Source organism: Microbacterium invictum (genome assembly GCF_034421375.1).
GTDB classification, from domain to species: domain Bacteria; phylum Actinomycetota; class Actinomycetes; order Actinomycetales; family Microbacteriaceae; genus Microbacterium; species Microbacterium invictum_A.
The window spans coordinates 2,988,718-3,005,131 of sequence record NZ_CP139779.1 but is presented as its reverse complement, the minus strand read 5'-3'; the positions used below and the strand labels follow the sequence as shown (position 1 = coordinate 3,005,131).

Genomic DNA, 16,414 nt, shown 5'->3' with positions numbered 1-16,414 from the left:
TCCACCCTGTCACGACACCTGTCTGTGCCGCTCACCGATCGGCATCGGAGCGCATCAGCCGCACGCTGCCGAGGGCGAGCGCCGTCGTCCCCCACACCAGCAGAGTCGTCGCCGCGCTCGCGGTGTTCATCAGCGTGTTCCCGGGCCCCTCTCCGAGCAGGAAGAAGAGCACCCCCGCGCCCGGCAGTCCTTCGATGATCCGGGTGGCCCAGACGAAGGGAACGACCTGCAGGAGGAGGGGAAGGACCAGTACCAGCGCGAAGACGACCGCCAGGGTGGCAGCGGTGTTGCGCACTGCCAGGCCGGTGCCGACTCCCAGGAGCGAGGTCGCTGCGAAGACGAATGCGACGCCGGCGATGCGCGAAAGTGCGTCAGAGGCGAAGAACGTGAGTTGCGGAGCGAAGAGCCAGACGACGGCCGAGGAAGCGGTGAGGAGTATCACGCCGATGCCGGTCGCCGCGACGACGATCGTCACCACGCGGCTGAGGAGGAGGATGCCGCGTCGAGGCGTCCATTGCAGTGTCGGGCCAATGGCTCCTGTGGAGTGATCGGCGGTCGCGAGAACGCTCACGAGCACGAGCGTTCCCAGGAGCGCCGGCAGAGAGAGGAATCCAGCCAGCTGCCAGGGCGACCCGCCGACGGGAGCGGTGCTGGCTGACTGCGAAGCGCCGAGCGCGGCGAGCCCGATGACGCCCAGGCCCGTCAGCCCGACGAGAATCACCGTCGAACGCACCGTCCAGGCGCGATGCCACTCGGCGCGCACGTTGCGCATGATCGCCGGTGCGGTCATGACTTCTCCTCGAGATCTGCATCGCCGCGGTACTGCTGTGCCCACGAGGTGAGCCGGACGTAGGCGTCCTCCAGCGACTCGCCGTCTGTGACGACATCGGCAAGAGGTGCGTCTGCCACGAGCCGACCCTTTCCGATGATGACGACACGATCGGCGATGAGCTGGAGCTCGCTCATGAGGTGGCTCGAGACGAACACGGTTCGTCCTTCGTCGGCGAGCCCCCGAAGGAGCTCGCGGATCCACCGCACCCCGTCCACGTCGAGCCCGTTCACCGGCTCATCGAAAATAAGAATGGCCGGATCTCCGAGCAGCGCCCCGGCAATACCGAGGCGTTGACGCATACCAAGCGAGTAAGACCGAATACGCTTGCCCGCGGCATCCGTCAAGCCTGTGCGATGCAGAGCCAGCTCTACCCGGTCGCGACCAAGCCCGTTCGTCAGGGCCGCGATTCGAAGGTGGTCGCGTCCCGTTCGTCCGGGATGCAGCGCCTGTGCGTCCAGCAGGGCGCCGACCCTTCGTAGCGGTTCCGTGAGTGTGCGATAAGGGCTCCCATCGACCAGAGCGGATCCGGCGGTCGGCCGGTCAAGGCCCAGGATCATGCGGAGAGTCGTGGATTTTCCGGCCCCGTTCGGCCCGAGAAAGCCGGTGACCTCGCCAGGCGAGACGTCGAAGTCCACGTGATCGACGGCGAGCGTCGCTCCGTACTTCTTCGTCAGGCTGCGCACCTCGATCATGTCTCCGTCTCCTTGGTGCGGGCGGTGTCATCGCGCTGTGCCCCGTCGGGTTCGAACCGCAGGATGTCGCCGGGCTGGCAATCCAGCACTCGGCAGAGTGCATCGAGGGTCGAGAAGCGCACCGCTTTGGCCCGGCCGTTCTTCAGGACGGCGAGGTTCGCCGGGGTGATGCCGATGAGGTCGGCGAGGGTGCCGACGGCCATCTTGCGCCGCGCGAGCATCACGTCGATGTCGACGATGATCGGCATCAGATCACCTCGTCGAGCTCGGCGCGCAGCCGCCCCGCCTCGACCTCGCGGGCGATCGCCTGGGTCAGCAGCATCCGCATCACCACCACCAGCAGCGCCATGCCGGCGAGGACGAGCGCGAAGCCCGAGATGAGTCCGACGACTCCCGGCGCCGCCTCGCCGAAGCGGAGCACGACGGCGAACGCGAAGGTGACGAGGGATGCCGCGACCACGGCGCCGATGATCACGTCGACGTAGCGGAACGCGGCGGGGGTGAACACCGCGCCGCGGCGCACCATCGTCAGGAGCAGCCAGACGCACACGGCGAAGATCTGGAGGGTGAGGACCCCCAGCACGATGAGGACCGCGATGCTCACCCGCGCCCACAGCGGTGCGCTGTCGAGATCGATCCACAGCAGCGGCACGATCACCGTCTGCACGACCAGTGACCCGACCAGCGACAGCGCGATGATCACGCGCAGCGCCAGGATTGTCTTCTTTCCCATCATTCCTCCTGTTGGTCAAGAGGAATCTATCGAAAAACGATAGATCAGTGCAACTCTCGGTGGCCGCCAGCCCGGGAAGAGCCTTTCCCGCGACCGGCGGCCGCGCTAGCGTAGCCGCGTGACCCAGATCGACGCCTCGCCCGCGATCGCCACGCCGGCGATCGCCGGCCGCGAGCTGGTCATCCAGATCCGGCGTCTGCTCGTCGTCACACTCGTGGCGTGCGTGATCTACCCGGGCCTCACGCGGGCGTCGAGCGCTTCCTGCGCCGGCGGATTCGGGGCAGACGGGGGCTTCATCGACGGCAGCGGACAGCCCACCGACATCGTGCCTCAGTGCCTGTCGGTCGAGCTGATGCCAAGCCCCCTCGTCTTCGCTGCGATCGCGGCAATCGTCCTCCTGACGCTCGGTCGCGTCATCCGGGTGGCGACGGATCTCGAGTCCGCAACACGGATGCTGCGCCGCGCCGCCCTCGCGATCATGATCGTCACGGGTGTGTCGGTGGTCATCGCGCAGGTGTGGTTCGCGCTGCTGCCGGTCACGGACTGGGATCCGCAGGCCGGGTACTTCTTCGTGTTCCCCTTCCCGTTCGCGAGCGTCGACCTGACGATCACGCCCCTGACGCCCTGACGGGCGCGGCTCACACGGCGGGCTGCTGCTGGGTGATGCAGTGGATGCCGCCGCCGCGGTCGAACAGCGGACGCGCGTCGACCGTCACCACGCGACGGCCGGGGTAGGCGTCGGCCAGGATCTCGCGGGCCCGCGCGTCGGCCACGTCTTCGCCGAAGCCGCAGGCGATCACCCCGTCGTTGACGACGAGGTGGTTGACGTAGCTCCAGTCGACGATGCCGGTGTCGTCGCGCAGCGTCGCCGGCGCCGGCAACCCTGTGATGGTGACGTCGCGCCCGCGCGCGGCGAAGGCGTCCTCGAGCTCGCCGCGAAGCCGGCGCGACACCGCATAGTCGGGGTGGTCGGGGTTCTGCTGCTCGTGCAGCAGCACCCGGTCCGGTGACGCGAAGGTCGCCACGATGTCGATGTGACCGTTGGTGCCGAGGTCGTCGTAGTCGCGGGTGAGTCCCCGTGACAGCCAGATCGCATCGGTCGCGCCGATCGTGCGGGCCATCTCGGCCTCCACGCGCGCCTTGTCGGCGAAGGGGTTGCGGCGCGGGTCGAGCTGCACCGTGTCGGTGAGCAGCACCGTGCCCGTCCCGTCGACGTGCAGCCCGCCCCCCTCGTTCACCAGCAGCGAGCTGACGACTTCCACGCCGAGCAGCTCTCCGACGAAACGCCCGATGAGGGCGGACTTCTGCCACTCCGCCCAGTCGGGGGCACCCCAGCCGTTGAACACCCAGTCGACCGCGGCGAGCGTGCCGGGTCGGGCGTCGTCGACGACGAAGGTCGGACCCATGTCGCGCATCCAGAACTCGTCGATCGGCGCTTCGACGATCTCGATCTCGGCGCCGAGCATCCGCCGGGCCCGGGTCATCTCCGTGGGGTCGACCACCATCGTGACCGGCTCGAACTCTGCGATCGCCTGGGCGACGGCGGTCCAGACGGCGTAGCCCTCTTCGCGCTCCGACGCCTCGTCGCCGAGCGTGAACCCCTCGCGGGGGAAGGCCATCCACGTCCGCTCGTGCGGGGCGGTCTCGGCGGGCATCCGCCAGCGGCGGGTCGGGGTGGGAGTGCTGGTCACAGGGGAGATCCTTCCGTGGTGCCGAGGGCGCCGGCAACGGCGCCGGTGAAGCTGCGCGCGACGACGACGACGAGCGGCCCGAACGGCGGCAGCCACTCGCTGACGGGCGTCGTGTGCGCGTCGGCGTCGAGATGCAGCCGACCGTCGACCCGCGAGCCGCTCACAGTGAGAGTCGCGCGCGCGCCGTCGACGAAGGCGACGACCTCATCGATCGGCCCGCCCTCGACGGTCGCGGTGAAGGAGACGGTGGTGTGGTCGTGATCCGGGTCGCTGCGCACCTCGTCGATCCGCACCTCGAGGGGTCCTGCTGCCGCGGGGCGCGGGGTGTCGAACAGCACCTCGTCAGGCAGCGCCGGCGTGCGCGGCGGCATCGTCCGTCTTCGCCCGAGGGCCTCGATCGCGGCGCCGAGCTGGACGAGCCGGACGTCGGCGTAGCCCGCACCGGCGATCGTGACACCGACGGGCATGCCCGTGTCATCCATCGTCCCCATCGGCACGGTCACGGTCGGTATCCCGAGGTGTCGGGGGACGAGGTTGCCGTGGGAGACCCACACGCCGTTCCGCCACGCGATGTCGGCCGAGGCCTCGTTCACGTCGGCGTCGGCGGGTCCGACGTCGGAGTGCGTGGGGAAGATGACGGCGTCGAACCCCTCGGCGGCCAGCCAGTCCTCGACGTCGACTTTTCGAGTGTGCTCGAGTCCTCGCATCCCCTGCTCCACACTCGGGATGTCGGTGGGGGAGCGCACCCCGGCGCGTGCGGCGTCGACGTACTCGGCGATGTCGTACGCGATGTCGAACGGGTAGATGCCGTAGCGGTCGGGCAGGGCGCCGGTCGGGTGCGGAAAGATGCGGCCGCCGTCGACATCGGCGAGTCGGTTCAGTTGCGCGTCGCCATTGAGGCGCAGGAAGGTGTCGAAGCCCCAGACCGCCAGGTCGCCGACCTCGTCGGTGAGGAACTCGCGGGGAACGAACCCGCGGTCGACGAAGTCCTCATCGCCGGCGTGGAGCTTCTCGTAGTTGTTCACCACGGGGAAATCGACTTCGACCGCCTCCGCCCCGGCGGATTCGAGGTCGGCACGCAGTGCGCGCCACAGCTTCATCACCGACGGGCGCGGGTCGATCGGGTAGGCGCTGTCGTGGTCGGCGCCGACATAGATGCGCGGGACGGCGAACCGCAGCCCCGCGAGGTCGGCCGGTGCGAGGGCGGCGAACGACTCGGGCCGCACCTCGGAGGGAGCGGGGAGCGCAATCCACGGCTGGCTGCGCCACAGGTCGCCGTCGGTCTCGGGGTCGTCGACGACGACGGCGTCGAGCACGTGGGCGAGGTCGTCCATCGTGCGCGTGTGGGGGACGACCACGTCCATCGTCGGCACCAACGGCCAGTTGCCGCGCACGGAGATCACTCCGCGCGAAGGGGTGTAGGCGCAGAGGGCGTTGTGGGATGCCGGGGCGCGGCCGGACGACCAGGTCTCCTCGCCCAGGCCGAAGGCCGCGAAGCTCGCCGCGGTCGCCGTTCCCGAGCCGTTCGACGACCCCGAGCCGAACGCCGAGGTGAGGTAGTCGGCGTTGTAGGGCGATTCGGCCCGGCCGTAGAGGCCGCGCTGCATGCCGCCCGCCGCCATCGGCGGCATGTTCGTCAGGCCCAGGAACACCGCTCCTGCCTCGCGCAGGCGTGCGACGGCGAATGCGTCGTGGCCGGCGATGAGGTCGGCGAAGGCGGGGGATCCGGATGCCACGGGGAGGCCCGTGACGCAGTAGCTGTCCTTCGCGGTGAACGGGATGCCGTCGAGCACGCCGCGGTTCTCGCCGCGCGCGCGGCGTTCGTCGGCGGCGCGCGCTTCGGAGAAGGCCGACGGGTTCAGCACGATCACCGAGTTCAGGGCGATGCCCGCGCGGTCGTAGAAGGCGATGCGATTGAGATAGCGGGCGACGAGCTCGACGCTCGTGACCCGGCCCTCGCCGAGTGCGGCTGCGAGCTCGGCGATGTCGGCTTCGACCACGGTGGCGAGAGGGGTGGACGGAGGGGCGATCATGGCGTAAACATACACCGTATGTTTTTCTTTGCGCCACCCCTTCGTCCGACACCTGCCGCGTAGGCTCAGCACAGACCTCGAGGAGTCCGTCATCGCCCGACCGCCCCGGCCCCTGCTCAGTCGCGAGCTCATCGCGACGACGGCGCTCGCCCTCGTGGATCGGTACGGCGCCGAGGGTGCAAGCATCCGGCGGGTGGCGACGAAGCTCGGGGTGAACCCCACCTCGCTCTACAACCACGTGCCGAACCTCGCGGCGATGATCGAGGACGTCCGCTCTCTGGTGTCCGCCCGGATCGACTCCGAGCCGCTGCGCACCCTGGAGTGGGAGGACGGGTTGCGCGAGTGGGCGCGCTCCTACCGGCGGGCGTTCGCGGATCATCCCCGCGCGGTACCGCTCCTGATGACCCATCCCGCGTCCGCACCGGTGCTGCTGGCCGAGTATGAGGACTTCGCGGTGGCGGCACGCGCGGTGGGGTGGGTCGACCGCGACATCCTGCCCCTCCTCACCGCGTTCGAGTCGTTCATCCTCGGCAGCGTGCTGGACATGTCGGGCCCGACGGTGGTGTTCGATCCCCGTGGTCAGGAGGAGCGGTTCCCCACCTTCGCGGCCGCGTTCGCGACCCTCGACGACGAGGACCCGGATGACCCGATTGCCACGCGCGCTTTCGAGATGGGCCTGACGATGCTCATCGCCTCGGCCCGCCCGCCGGGGTGACCCCTAGCTGCGATTGGCGTCGCCGAGGGTGCGCGCGTCGCGCGCGAGGCGGCGCAGCCCATCCGCGCCGAGAGCGCGGATGACGTACTCATCCAGACCGCGGCGGTGCACGGCGAGCCCCCGCTGCAGCGCGTCGCGCCCGGTGTCGGTCGCGGTCACCATCACGACGCGACGATCGTGCTGCGCGACGGTGCGTTCGACGAGCCCTCGGGTGACCATCGCGTCGACCAGCCGAGTGATCCGGCTCGGCGGGTAGCTCAGCAGCGTGCCTAGTTCGCCCGTCGACAGGGTGCCGGTCTCGTTCTGGTCGAGCCGGACGAGCACTTCCCACTGTCGTACCGGTACCCCGATCTCGGCTTCGACATCGTCGGTCAGGAGCTGGAACACGCGGCTGAATCCTTCGACCACCTCGCCCCACTGGGTCACGACATCCTCCTGGGCTCGGGTGGTTCGCGTCACGCCACCAATCTATTTCTGATTCGAGACTATTGCAAGTTGCAAACACATATGACACACTTCTGGTACGCAAACATTGCGGACTGCAAATAAAATCACCCTCGAAAGGATGCCGACATGAACGTCATGACCCCCTTGCCCACGACCTCCTCGGCCGCGACCGCGGACGACGCAGCCTTTGTCGCGTCCGGCGCCGTTCCCCGCCGCCGCTCCCGCATCCGCCGCGTCGGCCGCGCGTTCGTCAGCGGCTTCGCCGTGATCGGTGTGGTCGCGACCGGCGCGGTCATCACCGGCGGCATCATCGACTTCACGAACTTCGACCGAACCAGCGGCGGCTACGAAGCGCCGTACACCGGCTGGACCGGTACCCCCATCGATTGGACGGCAGGCGGCGTCACGGAAGAGGGCTTCCGCAACGACGGGCTGGTGATCGACACCCTGCTGGACTGCACCTCGGGCATGATCAGCTTCGACGTCTACGGGATCGAGATCCCGTTCCGGGTCGTCTCCGAGCGGGCGGTCGCCGTGCACCGGCCTGTCGAGGCGTGCGAGGCCGAGGGCTTCTCGCCCGACTTCACCCCGACCCCAGGAGCGTGAGCAGCACCCACGCTCGTCTCCGTCACAGAATCCCCGCGTCTTCGCAGAGTCGCGACGCGTCGATGTGAGTTCGGCGCGATTCTGTGACGCTCGTGACGCTCGTGACGCTCGTGACGCTCGTGACGCTCGTGACGCTCGTGACGCTCGTGACACCGGCGCCGGCGCGACGCGGCCCCACGGGCCCGCGATCCGACGTACCCTCGCCTCATGACTCCCACGGCCGCCGCAGAGATCACTCTCTCGCACCGCTTCGCCGACGAGCTGCCCGAGCTCGCCGTCGAGTGGCGCGCGGTCGAGCCGCCGGCGCCGCGCCTCCTCGCGCTGAACGACGCGCTCGCCGCCGACCTCGGCCTCGACCCCGCCTTTCTCCGCACCCCCGAAGGGGTCGCGTTCCTCGCCGGCACCGCCGTTCCCGGCGGCGCCCGCCCGGTCGCCCAGGCGTACGCGGGTCACCAGTTCGGCGCATTCAACCCGCGGCTCGGCGACGGCCGGGCCCTCCTGCTCGGCGAGGTCGCCGACCGAGAGGGCGCGCTTCGCGACATCCATCTCAAGGGCTCGGGTCCCACGCCCTTCTCCCGAGGCGGCGACGGGCTCGCCGCGGTGGGCCCGATGCTCCGCGAATACGTCGTCAGCGAGGCCATGCACGCCCTCGGCATCCCGACGACACGCGCGCTCGCCGTCGTCGCGACCGGACGCATCGTGCGGCGCGAGAGCGACCTGCCGGGTGCGGTGCTCGCCCGCGTCGCCGCGAGCCACCTGCGGGTCGGCACGTTCGTGCTCGCCCGTGCCTCCGGCGACATCGCCCTCCTCGAGCGCCTCGTCGACCACGCCATCGCGCGCCACTATCCGCACGCCGCCGGCGCCGAGAACCGCGCGCTCGCGCTCCTCGACGCGGTCATCGACGCCCAGGCTCGCCTCATCGCCCGGTGGATGCTCGTCGGGTTCGTCCACGGCGTGATGAACACCGACAACGCGACCATCTCGGGCGAGACGATCGACTACGGCCCCTGCGCCTTTCTCGACACCTTCGACGTCGGCGCCGTCTTCAGCTCCATCGATCAGCAGGGCCGCTATGCCTACGGGGCGCAGCCCGCGATCGGCGAGTGGAACCTCGCGCGGTTCGCCGAGGCCCTCCTGCCGCTGCTGGCCGAGGGCGCGGATCCCGCGAACATGGATGACGCTGTCGCGGCCGCGCAGCAGTCGCTCGCCGCCTACCGCGAGACCTACAACGCCGCCTGGGCCGAGGGCATGCACGCCAAACTCGGCGGCACGCCCGACGACGAGCAGACCGCCGCGCTCGTGAACGACATGTTCGACATGCTGGCGATGGCGCGGGTCGACTACACGTCGTTCTTCCGGCGCCTCGCGACAGCGGCGCGCGGTGATCGCGACCCCGCGCGGGCGCTCTTCGCCGACCCGGCGCCCTTCGACCTCTGGGTCGCGCGATGGCTGGCGCTCGATCCCGACCCCGACCTTATGGACCGGGTCAATCCGCTGTACATCCCGCGCAACCACCTCGTCGAAGAGGCGCTCGCCGCGGCATCCGATGACGGTGACCTGGCCCCGCTGGACGAGCTCGTCGGCGTCATCCGTGCCCCTTTCACCGCTCGACCCGGGCTGACCCGCTACGAGCAACCAGCGCCCGAGGCCTTCGGCCCCTACGTCACCTACTGCGGCACCTGAGTTCCGGGAGCGCCCGGGTCCCTAGGCTGGGCCCGTGACGTCGGCAGCCGCGTGGTGGGACCGGCATGGGGTCTGGCTGTACGTCGCCGCGATCGCGTTCGGGGTCGTCGTCGGGGTCGCGATCCCTGGCGCGGGCGCAGCGCTGAGGTTCGCCACGACGCCGGTGCTCGCTCTGCTGCTGTTCGCGACGTTCCTCGGCATCCCGTTGATCGAGGTGGGGCGGGCGTTCCGCGACATCCGGTTCCTCGGCACGGTGCTCGCCGTCAACTTCCTCGTCGTCCCGGCCGTCGCGTTCGGTCTGTCGCGGCTCGTGTCCGACGACCCCGGCCTCCTCCTCGGCGTGCTGCTCGTGCTCCTCACGCCCTGCGTCGACTACGTCATCGTCTTCACCGGACTCGCCGGCGGCGCCCGCGCGCGCCTCCTCGCCGCGACGCCGCTGCTGATGCTCGCGCAGATCGTGCTGCTCCCCGCCTACCTGTGGCTGTTCGCCGGCGGCACGGTGGTCGCCGAGATCGACCTCGCCCCGTTCGCCGAGGCCCTCCTCTGGCTCATCGTCCTGCCGCTCGGCGCGGCGGCGCTCGTGCAAGCCCTGGCGCGCCGGCATCGCATCGGCAGGCGGATCGAGCGCCTCTTCGCGGCCGCGATGGTGCCGCTGATGATGGCGACGCTCGCCGTCGTGGTTGCGTCGCAGATCGCGGATGTCGGCGGCCAAGCCGCCGCGCTCGCGCGGGTCGTGCCGATCTACGTCGCGTTCCTCGCGGTCATGCTCGTCGTCGGACTCGGCGCCGGGCGCCTCGCGCGGCTGCCGGTCCCCGAGACGCGCGCGCTCGTGTTCAGCGGCGCCACGCGCAACTCGCTCGTGGTGCTGCCCCTCGCGCTCGCGCTGCCGCCGGCGTTCGCGATCGCCCCCCTGGCCGTGGTCACCCAGACGCTCGTCGAGCTCGTCGGGTTGGTCGTGTTCCTGCGCGTCGTGCCCGCGCTCACGCCGGTCACCGGTGGTTCGTCAGCGCCTCGAGCTCAGCCAGGGCGCTGAGCGCTGCGTCGCGGCGTTCCCCTACGGGGCGGTCCCACCAGTACGGGCCGCGCTCGCCGAGTCCGTGTTTGGCGAGATCGACCCGGGCGCGCGCATCGGCAAGGGCGTCGGGGTCAGCGCCTGGGCGTCGCGCCGTGCGCACGGCCGAACGCGCGCGGCCGAGGTGCGAGGTCAGCGCGCTGACGACGTCGGGCGGCAGTGCCGGGTCGGTGCGCCGCCAGCGCCGGCCGTCGATGACGAGCCACCGCTCCGCTCCGCTCGTCTCGTCATCGTCGCCACCCGCCACGATCCCCATGATGGCGCCCCGCCGGGCGTCGGCACTAGAGTCCTCGCATCGGTCGTGACGGAGCCGGTCGTGATAGGGCGGATGCTGGGGGTAGGCGCATGACGACACCAGACGACGCCGGCGCGCAGCTCGAGGCGATCGCTGCGGCGCTGAGTACTCTGGCCACCGCCGAGAAGACCCGGGCGGATGCGGCGGCGACGCTCGCGACGACGCAGAAGACGCTCGCGGACGCGCAGACGGTTCTGCTGCAGAACGAAGCGGCACGCGCCGCCGCGGCGACGACGCTCGAGAAGACCCGTCTCGAGACCGACGCGCAACGGCTGGCGAACGATAAGGCAGCGAGCGATCAGCGGATCCTCGAGCGCGAGAAGCTCACCGCCTCGGTCACGGGAGCCGTCCCCGACCTCTCCGCCGTCGCGAAGAACACGGTCACCTATGCCGACGGCGCCGCGATCCGTGGGGCGGAGTTCACGCATGCGGCTCTGGCGCGTGCGGCCGCGCACGCGGCATCCGCAATTCGGACTGCGCTCACGGGCGTTGCCGAGCCGACCGTTCTCGTCACCTCGACCAGGTCGCTCATCGCCGACATCGCGCTTCGCGACCAGATCGCGGCGGAGACCTCTTACTTCGCCGCGGAGCTGCCCGCCGTGACGGCAGAGCTCACCGTGGCTCTCAATGAGGTCGCCGATGCCCTCGCGACCACGCGTGACATGCCCATCGACACGAGGTCTCTGACGCCGCTGGACGGCGCTCTCGTCGTCGCGGCGGCGGCCGGAGCGACGGTCGATCAGCTTGCCCGCCTCGCTGAGGTCGAGGTGTCGGCGCGGCTCGCCACCAGCACGGTCCCTGCTCTCGTGGTGCACGGGTCGGTGATTGCAGCGATCCTCGCGCCCGACGACAACGCCGAACCCTCCGACGGCGTCACGCGAACCGACGGCGTCACATCAATCACCAGTGTCATGCCGAAGGTCCGTCATGAATCCATGGCCTTGCCGTCCGAGGCATCCGAGATCGTGGCCCACCTCGGCGCCCTCCGCGGCATCCTCGCCACTCTCGCCGCCGAGCGCGCGCAGGTGCCCGTCCTGATCGCCCAGCTCACGTCCCGGGTGACCGGCTCCGCGGCGGAAGCGGACGGCGACACGCCACGCGCTGACACCCAGGCCGGCGAGCCCGATGAGCGTGCCAGGCTCGAGTCCCTCCGCTCGGCGCTCGTCGGCGTGGACGCTCGCGCGGGGTCTCTGGCTGACCAGCTCCTCGCCTTCTCGGCACGCATCACGACCCCGGGCGCGGACGGTCGCCCGCCCCTCGCCGTCGCACTCGCGCTCGAAGGACTGACGGCAGCGACCGCCGTGCTCGTCATCGGCGACGGGACAGCCGAGACCACCCAGATGACGGTGGCGCGCCGCATCCGGATGCCGCGCATCCACGTCTCGGTGGGGGTGGGCTTCGAGTGGTTCCTGGTGCGTGCGGATCAGATCGTCGCGGCGGGACACGCCCACGGAGCGGTATCGACGTCGGCGCGCGTGCGCGGAGGCGGCCTGGAGTGGCAGCCCGTCTAGGTCGAAGACCCGTCCATCCGCATGCTGTCCCCGCCGGGTCCGCTCGTTCCCGACCCAGCCCCGGCGCTCCTGCTCCGCCGCGCCAGCACGATCCAGGTGACCGCGATCGCGAGGATCAGCACGACGAGAGCGATGATGATGCCGATCAGCAGGCCGGAGTCTCCGCCCGCCGGCGCTGGCGTCGGAGTGGGGGTCGCGGTCGTCGGAGTGGGTGTCGGCGTCGGGGTGGGCGCGGCCGTCACCGTCACGTCCACGGACGCGAGCGGGGTCTCGCCGTCACCGACGGCGATCACCAGGTCTCCGGCCTCGGTGGCGGTGAACGTGGTGGTCGCCTCGCCGTTCGTGACGGGCACCTGGGCCGACGTTCCCCCGCCGTCGAAGGTGCCACTCCCGCTGCCCCCCAGTCCGAAGGATGCCTGCTCGAGTCCGCCGAGGCCCGTCGCCGTCACGGTGGTGCTCTCCCCGGTCTCGATCGAGGTCGGGCTGGCGGTGATGGTGGCGCCGCCTCCACCGCCCCCGCCCGCGTTGACGGTGACCTCGACGGTCGCGAGCACGTTCTCACCGTCGCCGACCGAGATGGTGGCGGTGCCCTCGGCCAGCGCACTGAAGGTCGCGGTCGCCTCGCCGTTCGACACGGGCGCCTGGTAGCTGCTGTCGTTGTTCTCGGTGAAGACTCCCGCCGACGGGTCGCCGAGGCCGAAGAAGGCCTGCTCGAGTCCGCCCAGACCTGTCGCGGTGACCACGGTGGTGCCGCCCACCGCGATGGAGGTCTCGGCGGTCGTCACCTCGGGGGTGCTCGATGCGTGGGCCGTCGACGCCGCTCCGAGTCCGAGCAGCATGACACCTGCTCCGACGAGAACGGCGAGGAAGAGGCGCAGGCGAGGGCGGATGGCGGGGCTGGAGGTCACGGTTCGGCTCACTCTCGCGGCCACGGCGGCCTGAGTCGAACCGTACACCCGCACACCGACCGCTGAACAGCAACACCTGGCGGTGCATCCGCGCCGGGCCTACCGTGAGAATCACGTGGTGAGCGCTTTCATCGTGCGGAGCGTTCGACGCCTCGAGCAAGGGAGTCAGGATGTCCACCAGGGCCTCGTCCAACACCAAGACCGACACGAACACCGAGCCGAGCACCCGCACCCGGGCGATCGCGCGCCAGGTGATCATCCTCGTCAGCTCGATCCTTGCGATCGTGGCGGCCTTCATCGGCTCGGGGGTGTTCTTCGGCACCCCGATCCAAGAGGCCGCGGGCGGCTTCCTCAACTCCGACTCCACGCTCATCGCCCCCGGCACCGGGGCGTTCCGCATCTGGAGCGTCATCTACACCGGCATGCTCGCCTACGCCATCTGGCAGGCCCTTCCCGGCCAGCGTTTCGATGAGCGTCAGCAGCGGATCGGCTGGTGGGTCGCCGCCTCCCTCATCCTCAACGCGGTCTGGATCGGCGTCGTCCAGCTGAACCTCCTCTTCCTGAGCCTCCCTGTCATCGCCCTGCTGCTGGTCGTGCTGTGCCGGAGCTTCGTGATCCTTCGCCAGACCCGACCGAAGAACAGGGTCGAGGTCGTCGTGGCCGACGGCGCGATCGGCCTCTATCTCGGCTGGGTCATCATCGCGACCGCGGCGAACGCGACGGCGATCTTCTACGCGGTCGGCTTCGAGGGCTTCGGCATCGCACCCGAGGTGTGGTCGTCGTTCGTGCTCGCCGTCGCGGCGGCGGTCGGCATCGCGCTGGCGTTCTGGGGTGGCGGGCGCATCGCGCCGGCACTCTCCCTCAGCTGGGGTGTCGTGTGGGTCGCGGTGGCCCGGTTCACCGACGAGCCGTACTCCCCGCCGACCGGAGTCGCGGCTGTCATCGCGGTCGTGCTGATCGTCGTGGCGACCGTCGTGGCTCGCGTGCGGCACGATCGCGCCGTGCGTCGCTGATCCGGAGCGGTCCTAGGGTCGTTCTTCCGTCTCGTCGTCGGACGTCGCAGCTGTGCGCGCGTCGACGGCCGCGCCGATCGTGAGACCGAACACCAATCCGAGGGCCGTCCCGATCGCGATGTTGTCGAACAGCAGCATCCCGATGACCGCGCCGAAGGGGAGGCCGAGCGCGATCCCGATGCCGACGCCGTTCCGTGTCCTCTTTCGCTCCTCAGCCATCCGGCGAGCCTAGCGGGGGCTTTCCACGCCGACGGAAGAACAATCCGTGATCGTGATACATTGTGAAGTAACTTCACGAACGGGGATGCCATGAGCGCGACGACCGACACCCACATCGCCCTGCTGCGGACGGGGCTTGACCTCGTCGCCGCCGGTCGACCCGATGAGGTCGCGCCGCTCCTGACGGATGACTTCCGCATCACCGTGCACGGTGCTCCCGAGATGCTGATCGGCCGGGAGGCGTGGCTGGGGAATGTCGCGATCATGAATGCCGCCTTCTCGGATCTGACGTTCGACATCCAGCACGAGCTCGCCGCCGGGGATCTCGTCGCGTTCAACATCACCTACACCGCGCGCCACACCGGTGACTTCCTCGGCATTCCGGCCACGGGCCGCACGGTGTCGTGGCAGAGTCTCGAGCACTATCGGGTGGAAGACGGCCTGATCGCCGAAGAATGGATCGCCTCCGACATCGCCTCGTTGATGGGCCAGCTCACCGCCGAGCCCGTCGAACCGGCCGCCCCGTCTCACGGGGACCCGCGATGACCGACGCACTTCGCATTCTCGACGGCGTGATGCGCCTGGCTGATCTGGTTCAGCGCGACATGGCCGAGCCCTTCGCCGGCACGTCGCTCACGATGTCGCGCGCCGCGGTGCTGTGGGTGCTGCAGTCGGCCGGGCCGTCGACGCAGCATTCGCTCGCAACGGCGCTCGAGGTCAGCCCCCGGAACATCACCGGTCTCGTCGATGCCCTCGAGGTCAGCGGGCACGTCACGCGGTCACCCCACCCGACAGACCGCCGCGCGACGCTCGTCGCGCTCACCGACCTCGGACAGGACGTCATGCAGCAGATGGTCGCGCAGCGTGAGCAGATGGCCGGCGAACTCGTCGCCGAACTCGGCGCCGCTGAGAAGGAGGCCCTCGCTTCCGGCCTGGAGGCGCTGGCGAATCGTTACGAGACCATGCTCGCGGCCGCCCGTGAGAGCGAGGATGCGCCGTGACATCCACCTCCGGCTCCACCACGTCATCGCCGGTCCCCGCGGCACCCACAGCGGCGCCCCCGACCGTACCTCTGTCCGCACCGGAGCCCGAGACCCCGTCGCCGTCCTTCCCCGCCGAGACGCGGTCCGAGCGTACGAAGCGCCTGGTGGGGCGTGCCACTCGAATGGAGGCGGCGGGATGGGTCAGCCTCGCCCGACTCGTCTTCTTCCGGCCCCGGGTGCCGGCCGGGGCGGTGGCGGTGCCGTATCACCGCCCCATCGTCGGCATCCTGACCATCTTCATCGTGCTCTCGGCGCTCGAGGTGCCGATCATCGATCTGATCGTCCACCCCTGGCCGTTCGTACGCGTCCCGCTGCTCATCCTCGGGATCTGGGGTGTCGTCTTCATGCTCGGGATGCTCGCGGGCTACCTCACGCGCCCGCACGCCGTGGGCCCGGAGGGCATCCGCGTCCGGCAGAGCACCGATCTGGAGGTCGTGCTCGGCTGGGACGACGTCCTGTCCGTTGCGCGACGGCGCGAAATCCGTCACAAGGGGCCGAAGTTCACTCCCGGCCGGGTGGAGGACGCCTGGGTTCTGCACCTTCCGATGCAGGATGAGACGAATCTGGTCGTCGAACTCGAGCGGCCGATCGAGGTGGCGATGCCGCGCGGCGTGGTGCGCATCGATGAGATCCGCTTCTGGGCCGACGATCCGACGAGGTTCATGGACGCCGCTCGCCCGCATCTCGAGGCCGCGACGCCGTCCACCGCCACCTGACCCCGGTGCGGAATCGGCCCCCTCGAGCGCACGTCTGGCGAGGGGCGCTCGAGGGGACCAGGACTCCACGGACCGGGCGGCGAAACGGGGGGAGTTCGCGCGTCACCGCACGCCGGGGGAGTGCGTACGGGCGATGCCCGACGGGAGAGTCCTCGCCCAGCGTAGAGGTGCAGCCTGACAGCGTGCAGGGACGCGCGGTGCTGTT

Annotated in this window: 19 protein-coding genes and 1 pseudogene; 10 read left to right on the top strand and 10 right to left on the bottom strand. The window is 70.2% G+C overall.

The genetic code is table 11. The annotated features are described in order from the left end of the window. Nucleotides 1–31: 31 nt before the first annotated feature. Genes T9R20_RS14445 through T9R20_RS14430 form a run of 4 tightly spaced genes read right to left on the bottom strand, consistent with a single transcriptional unit; the run spans nucleotide 32 to nucleotide 2,257 of the window. Nucleotides 32–790 carry a hypothetical protein gene (locus T9R20_RS14445; protein WP_322410007.1) on the bottom strand — a complete coding sequence of 253 codons (759 nt, stop codon included), beginning with the start codon at nucleotides 788–790 and terminating at the stop codon, nucleotides 32–34. After that, nucleotides 787–1,524 (bottom strand): ABC transporter ATP-binding protein, encoded by a 738-nt coding sequence (locus tag T9R20_RS14440; protein ID WP_322410006.1) that lies wholly within the window; start codon nucleotides 1,522–1,524, stop codon nucleotides 787–789. The genes T9R20_RS14445 and T9R20_RS14440 overlap by 4 nt, the downstream gene beginning before the upstream one ends. Continuing rightward, complete coding sequence (locus T9R20_RS14435; RefSeq protein WP_322410005.1) at nucleotides 1,521–1,772, bottom strand: helix-turn-helix transcriptional regulator; 252 nt, start codon at nucleotides 1,770–1,772, stop codon at nucleotides 1,521–1,523. Before T9R20_RS14435 ends, T9R20_RS14440 begins: the two co-directional genes overlap by 4 nt. Next, a complete protein-coding gene (locus tag T9R20_RS14430) occupies nucleotides 1,772–2,257 on the bottom strand; it encodes a DUF2975 domain-containing protein (RefSeq protein WP_322410004.1) in 486 nt (161 codons plus the stop codon). Before T9R20_RS14430 ends, T9R20_RS14435 begins: the two co-directional genes overlap by 1 nt. Nucleotides 2,258–2,375: 118 nt before the next feature. Between T9R20_RS14430 and T9R20_RS14425 the strand changes: the two genes are divergently transcribed. Then, complete coding sequence (locus T9R20_RS14425; protein WP_322410003.1) at nucleotides 2,376–2,885, top strand: hypothetical protein; 510 nt, start codon at nucleotides 2,376–2,378, stop codon at nucleotides 2,883–2,885. 10 nt (nucleotides 2,886–2,895) lie between these two features. Here T9R20_RS14425 and T9R20_RS14420 read toward each other — a convergent pair whose 3' ends face one another. Both T9R20_RS14420 and T9R20_RS14415 read right to left on the bottom strand, forming a co-directional pair. Next, the gene (locus tag T9R20_RS14420) at nucleotides 2,896–3,912 is read right to left on the bottom strand and encodes an agmatine deiminase family protein (protein WP_322412195.1); all 1,017 of its coding nucleotides are present in this window, start codon (nucleotides 3,910–3,912) and stop codon (nucleotides 2,896–2,898) included. A 383-nt stretch (nucleotides 3,913–4,295) separates the two neighbouring features. Continuing rightward, nucleotides 4,296–5,981, bottom strand: a pseudogene (locus T9R20_RS14415) (amidase); the annotation flags it as partial. A 28-nt stretch (nucleotides 5,982–6,009) separates the two neighbouring features. Here T9R20_RS14415 and T9R20_RS14410 point away from each other — a divergent pair. Continuing rightward, the gene (locus tag T9R20_RS14410) at nucleotides 6,010–6,696 is read left to right on the top strand and encodes a TetR/AcrR family transcriptional regulator (RefSeq protein WP_322410002.1); all 687 of its coding nucleotides are present in this window, start codon (nucleotides 6,010–6,012) and stop codon (nucleotides 6,694–6,696) included. A 3-nt stretch (nucleotides 6,697–6,699) separates the two neighbouring features. Here T9R20_RS14410 and T9R20_RS14405 read toward each other — a convergent pair whose 3' ends face one another. Continuing rightward, entirely contained in the window at nucleotides 6,700–7,155 is a 456-nt protein-coding gene (locus tag T9R20_RS14405; protein WP_322410001.1) for a MarR family winged helix-turn-helix transcriptional regulator, read from the bottom strand. A gap of 114 nt (nucleotides 7,156–7,269) precedes the next feature. Here T9R20_RS14405 and T9R20_RS14400 point away from each other — a divergent pair, with 114 nt between their 5' ends. The 3 genes from T9R20_RS14400 to T9R20_RS14390 all read left to right on the top strand — a co-directional run bounded on the left by T9R20_RS14400 (nucleotide 7,270) and on the right by T9R20_RS14390 (nucleotide 10,465). Then, on the top strand, nucleotides 7,270–7,749 hold the full coding sequence (locus tag T9R20_RS14400) for a hypothetical protein (RefSeq protein WP_322409999.1): 480 nt from the start codon (nucleotides 7,270–7,272) through the stop codon (nucleotides 7,747–7,749). A gap of 207 nt (nucleotides 7,750–7,956) precedes the next feature. Then, complete coding sequence (locus T9R20_RS14395) at nucleotides 7,957–9,432, top strand: protein adenylyltransferase SelO (protein WP_322409998.1); 1,476 nt, start codon at nucleotides 7,957–7,959, stop codon at nucleotides 9,430–9,432. A 34-nt stretch (nucleotides 9,433–9,466) separates the two neighbouring features. Further along, entirely contained in the window at nucleotides 9,467–10,465 is a 999-nt protein-coding gene (locus tag T9R20_RS14390; RefSeq protein WP_322409997.1) for an arsenic resistance protein, read from the top strand. Here T9R20_RS14390 and T9R20_RS14385 read toward each other — a convergent pair. Next, on the bottom strand, nucleotides 10,422–10,760 hold the full coding sequence (locus T9R20_RS14385) for a biopolymer transporter Tol (protein ID WP_322409996.1): 339 nt from the start codon (nucleotides 10,758–10,760) through the stop codon (nucleotides 10,422–10,424). The genes T9R20_RS14390 and T9R20_RS14385 overlap by 44 nt on opposite strands. An 89-nt stretch (nucleotides 10,761–10,849) precedes the next feature. Between T9R20_RS14385 and T9R20_RS14380 the strand changes: the two genes are divergently transcribed. Next, nucleotides 10,850–12,310, top strand: a complete 1,461-nt coding sequence (locus tag T9R20_RS14380) for a hypothetical protein (protein ID WP_322409995.1) — start codon at nucleotides 10,850–10,852, stop codon at nucleotides 12,308–12,310. Here T9R20_RS14380 and T9R20_RS14375 read toward each other — a convergent pair. After that, complete coding sequence (locus tag T9R20_RS14375) at nucleotides 12,307–13,218, bottom strand: hypothetical protein (protein ID WP_322409994.1); 912 nt, start codon at nucleotides 13,216–13,218, stop codon at nucleotides 12,307–12,309. The genes T9R20_RS14380 and T9R20_RS14375 overlap by 4 nt on opposite strands. Nucleotides 13,219–13,388: 170 nt before the next feature. On the opposite strand from T9R20_RS14375, the gene T9R20_RS14370 reads away from it, so the two are divergent. Then, entirely contained in the window at nucleotides 13,389–14,231 is an 843-nt protein-coding gene (locus T9R20_RS14370; protein WP_322409993.1) for a tryptophan-rich sensory protein, read from the top strand. A gap of 12 nt (nucleotides 14,232–14,243) precedes the next feature. On the opposite strand, the gene T9R20_RS14365 is transcribed toward T9R20_RS14370, so the two are convergent. Beyond that, the gene (locus T9R20_RS14365) at nucleotides 14,244–14,450 is read right to left on the bottom strand and encodes a hypothetical protein (RefSeq protein ID WP_322409992.1); all 207 of its coding nucleotides are present in this window, start codon (nucleotides 14,448–14,450) and stop codon (nucleotides 14,244–14,246) included. Nucleotides 14,451–14,540: 90 nt separating this feature from the next. Between T9R20_RS14365 and T9R20_RS14360 the strand changes: the two genes are divergently transcribed. The 3 genes from T9R20_RS14360 to T9R20_RS14350 are packed head-to-tail and all read left to right on the top strand — an operon-like array spanning nucleotide 14,541 to nucleotide 16,209. Beyond that, a complete protein-coding gene (locus T9R20_RS14360) occupies nucleotides 14,541–14,996 on the top strand; it encodes an ester cyclase (protein WP_322409991.1) in 456 nt (151 codons plus the stop codon). Next, nucleotides 14,993–15,451: a MarR family transcriptional regulator gene (locus tag T9R20_RS14355; RefSeq protein ID WP_322409990.1), complete on the top strand. Its 459-nt coding sequence runs from the start codon at nucleotides 14,993–14,995 to the stop codon at nucleotides 15,449–15,451. The genes T9R20_RS14360 and T9R20_RS14355 overlap by 4 nt, the downstream gene beginning before the upstream one ends. Further along, nucleotides 15,448–16,209: a hypothetical protein gene (locus T9R20_RS14350; protein WP_322409989.1), complete on the top strand. Its 762-nt coding sequence runs from the start codon at nucleotides 15,448–15,450 to the stop codon at nucleotides 16,207–16,209. The genes T9R20_RS14355 and T9R20_RS14350 overlap by 4 nt, the downstream gene beginning before the upstream one ends. Nucleotides 16,210–16,414: the final 205 nt, after the last annotated feature.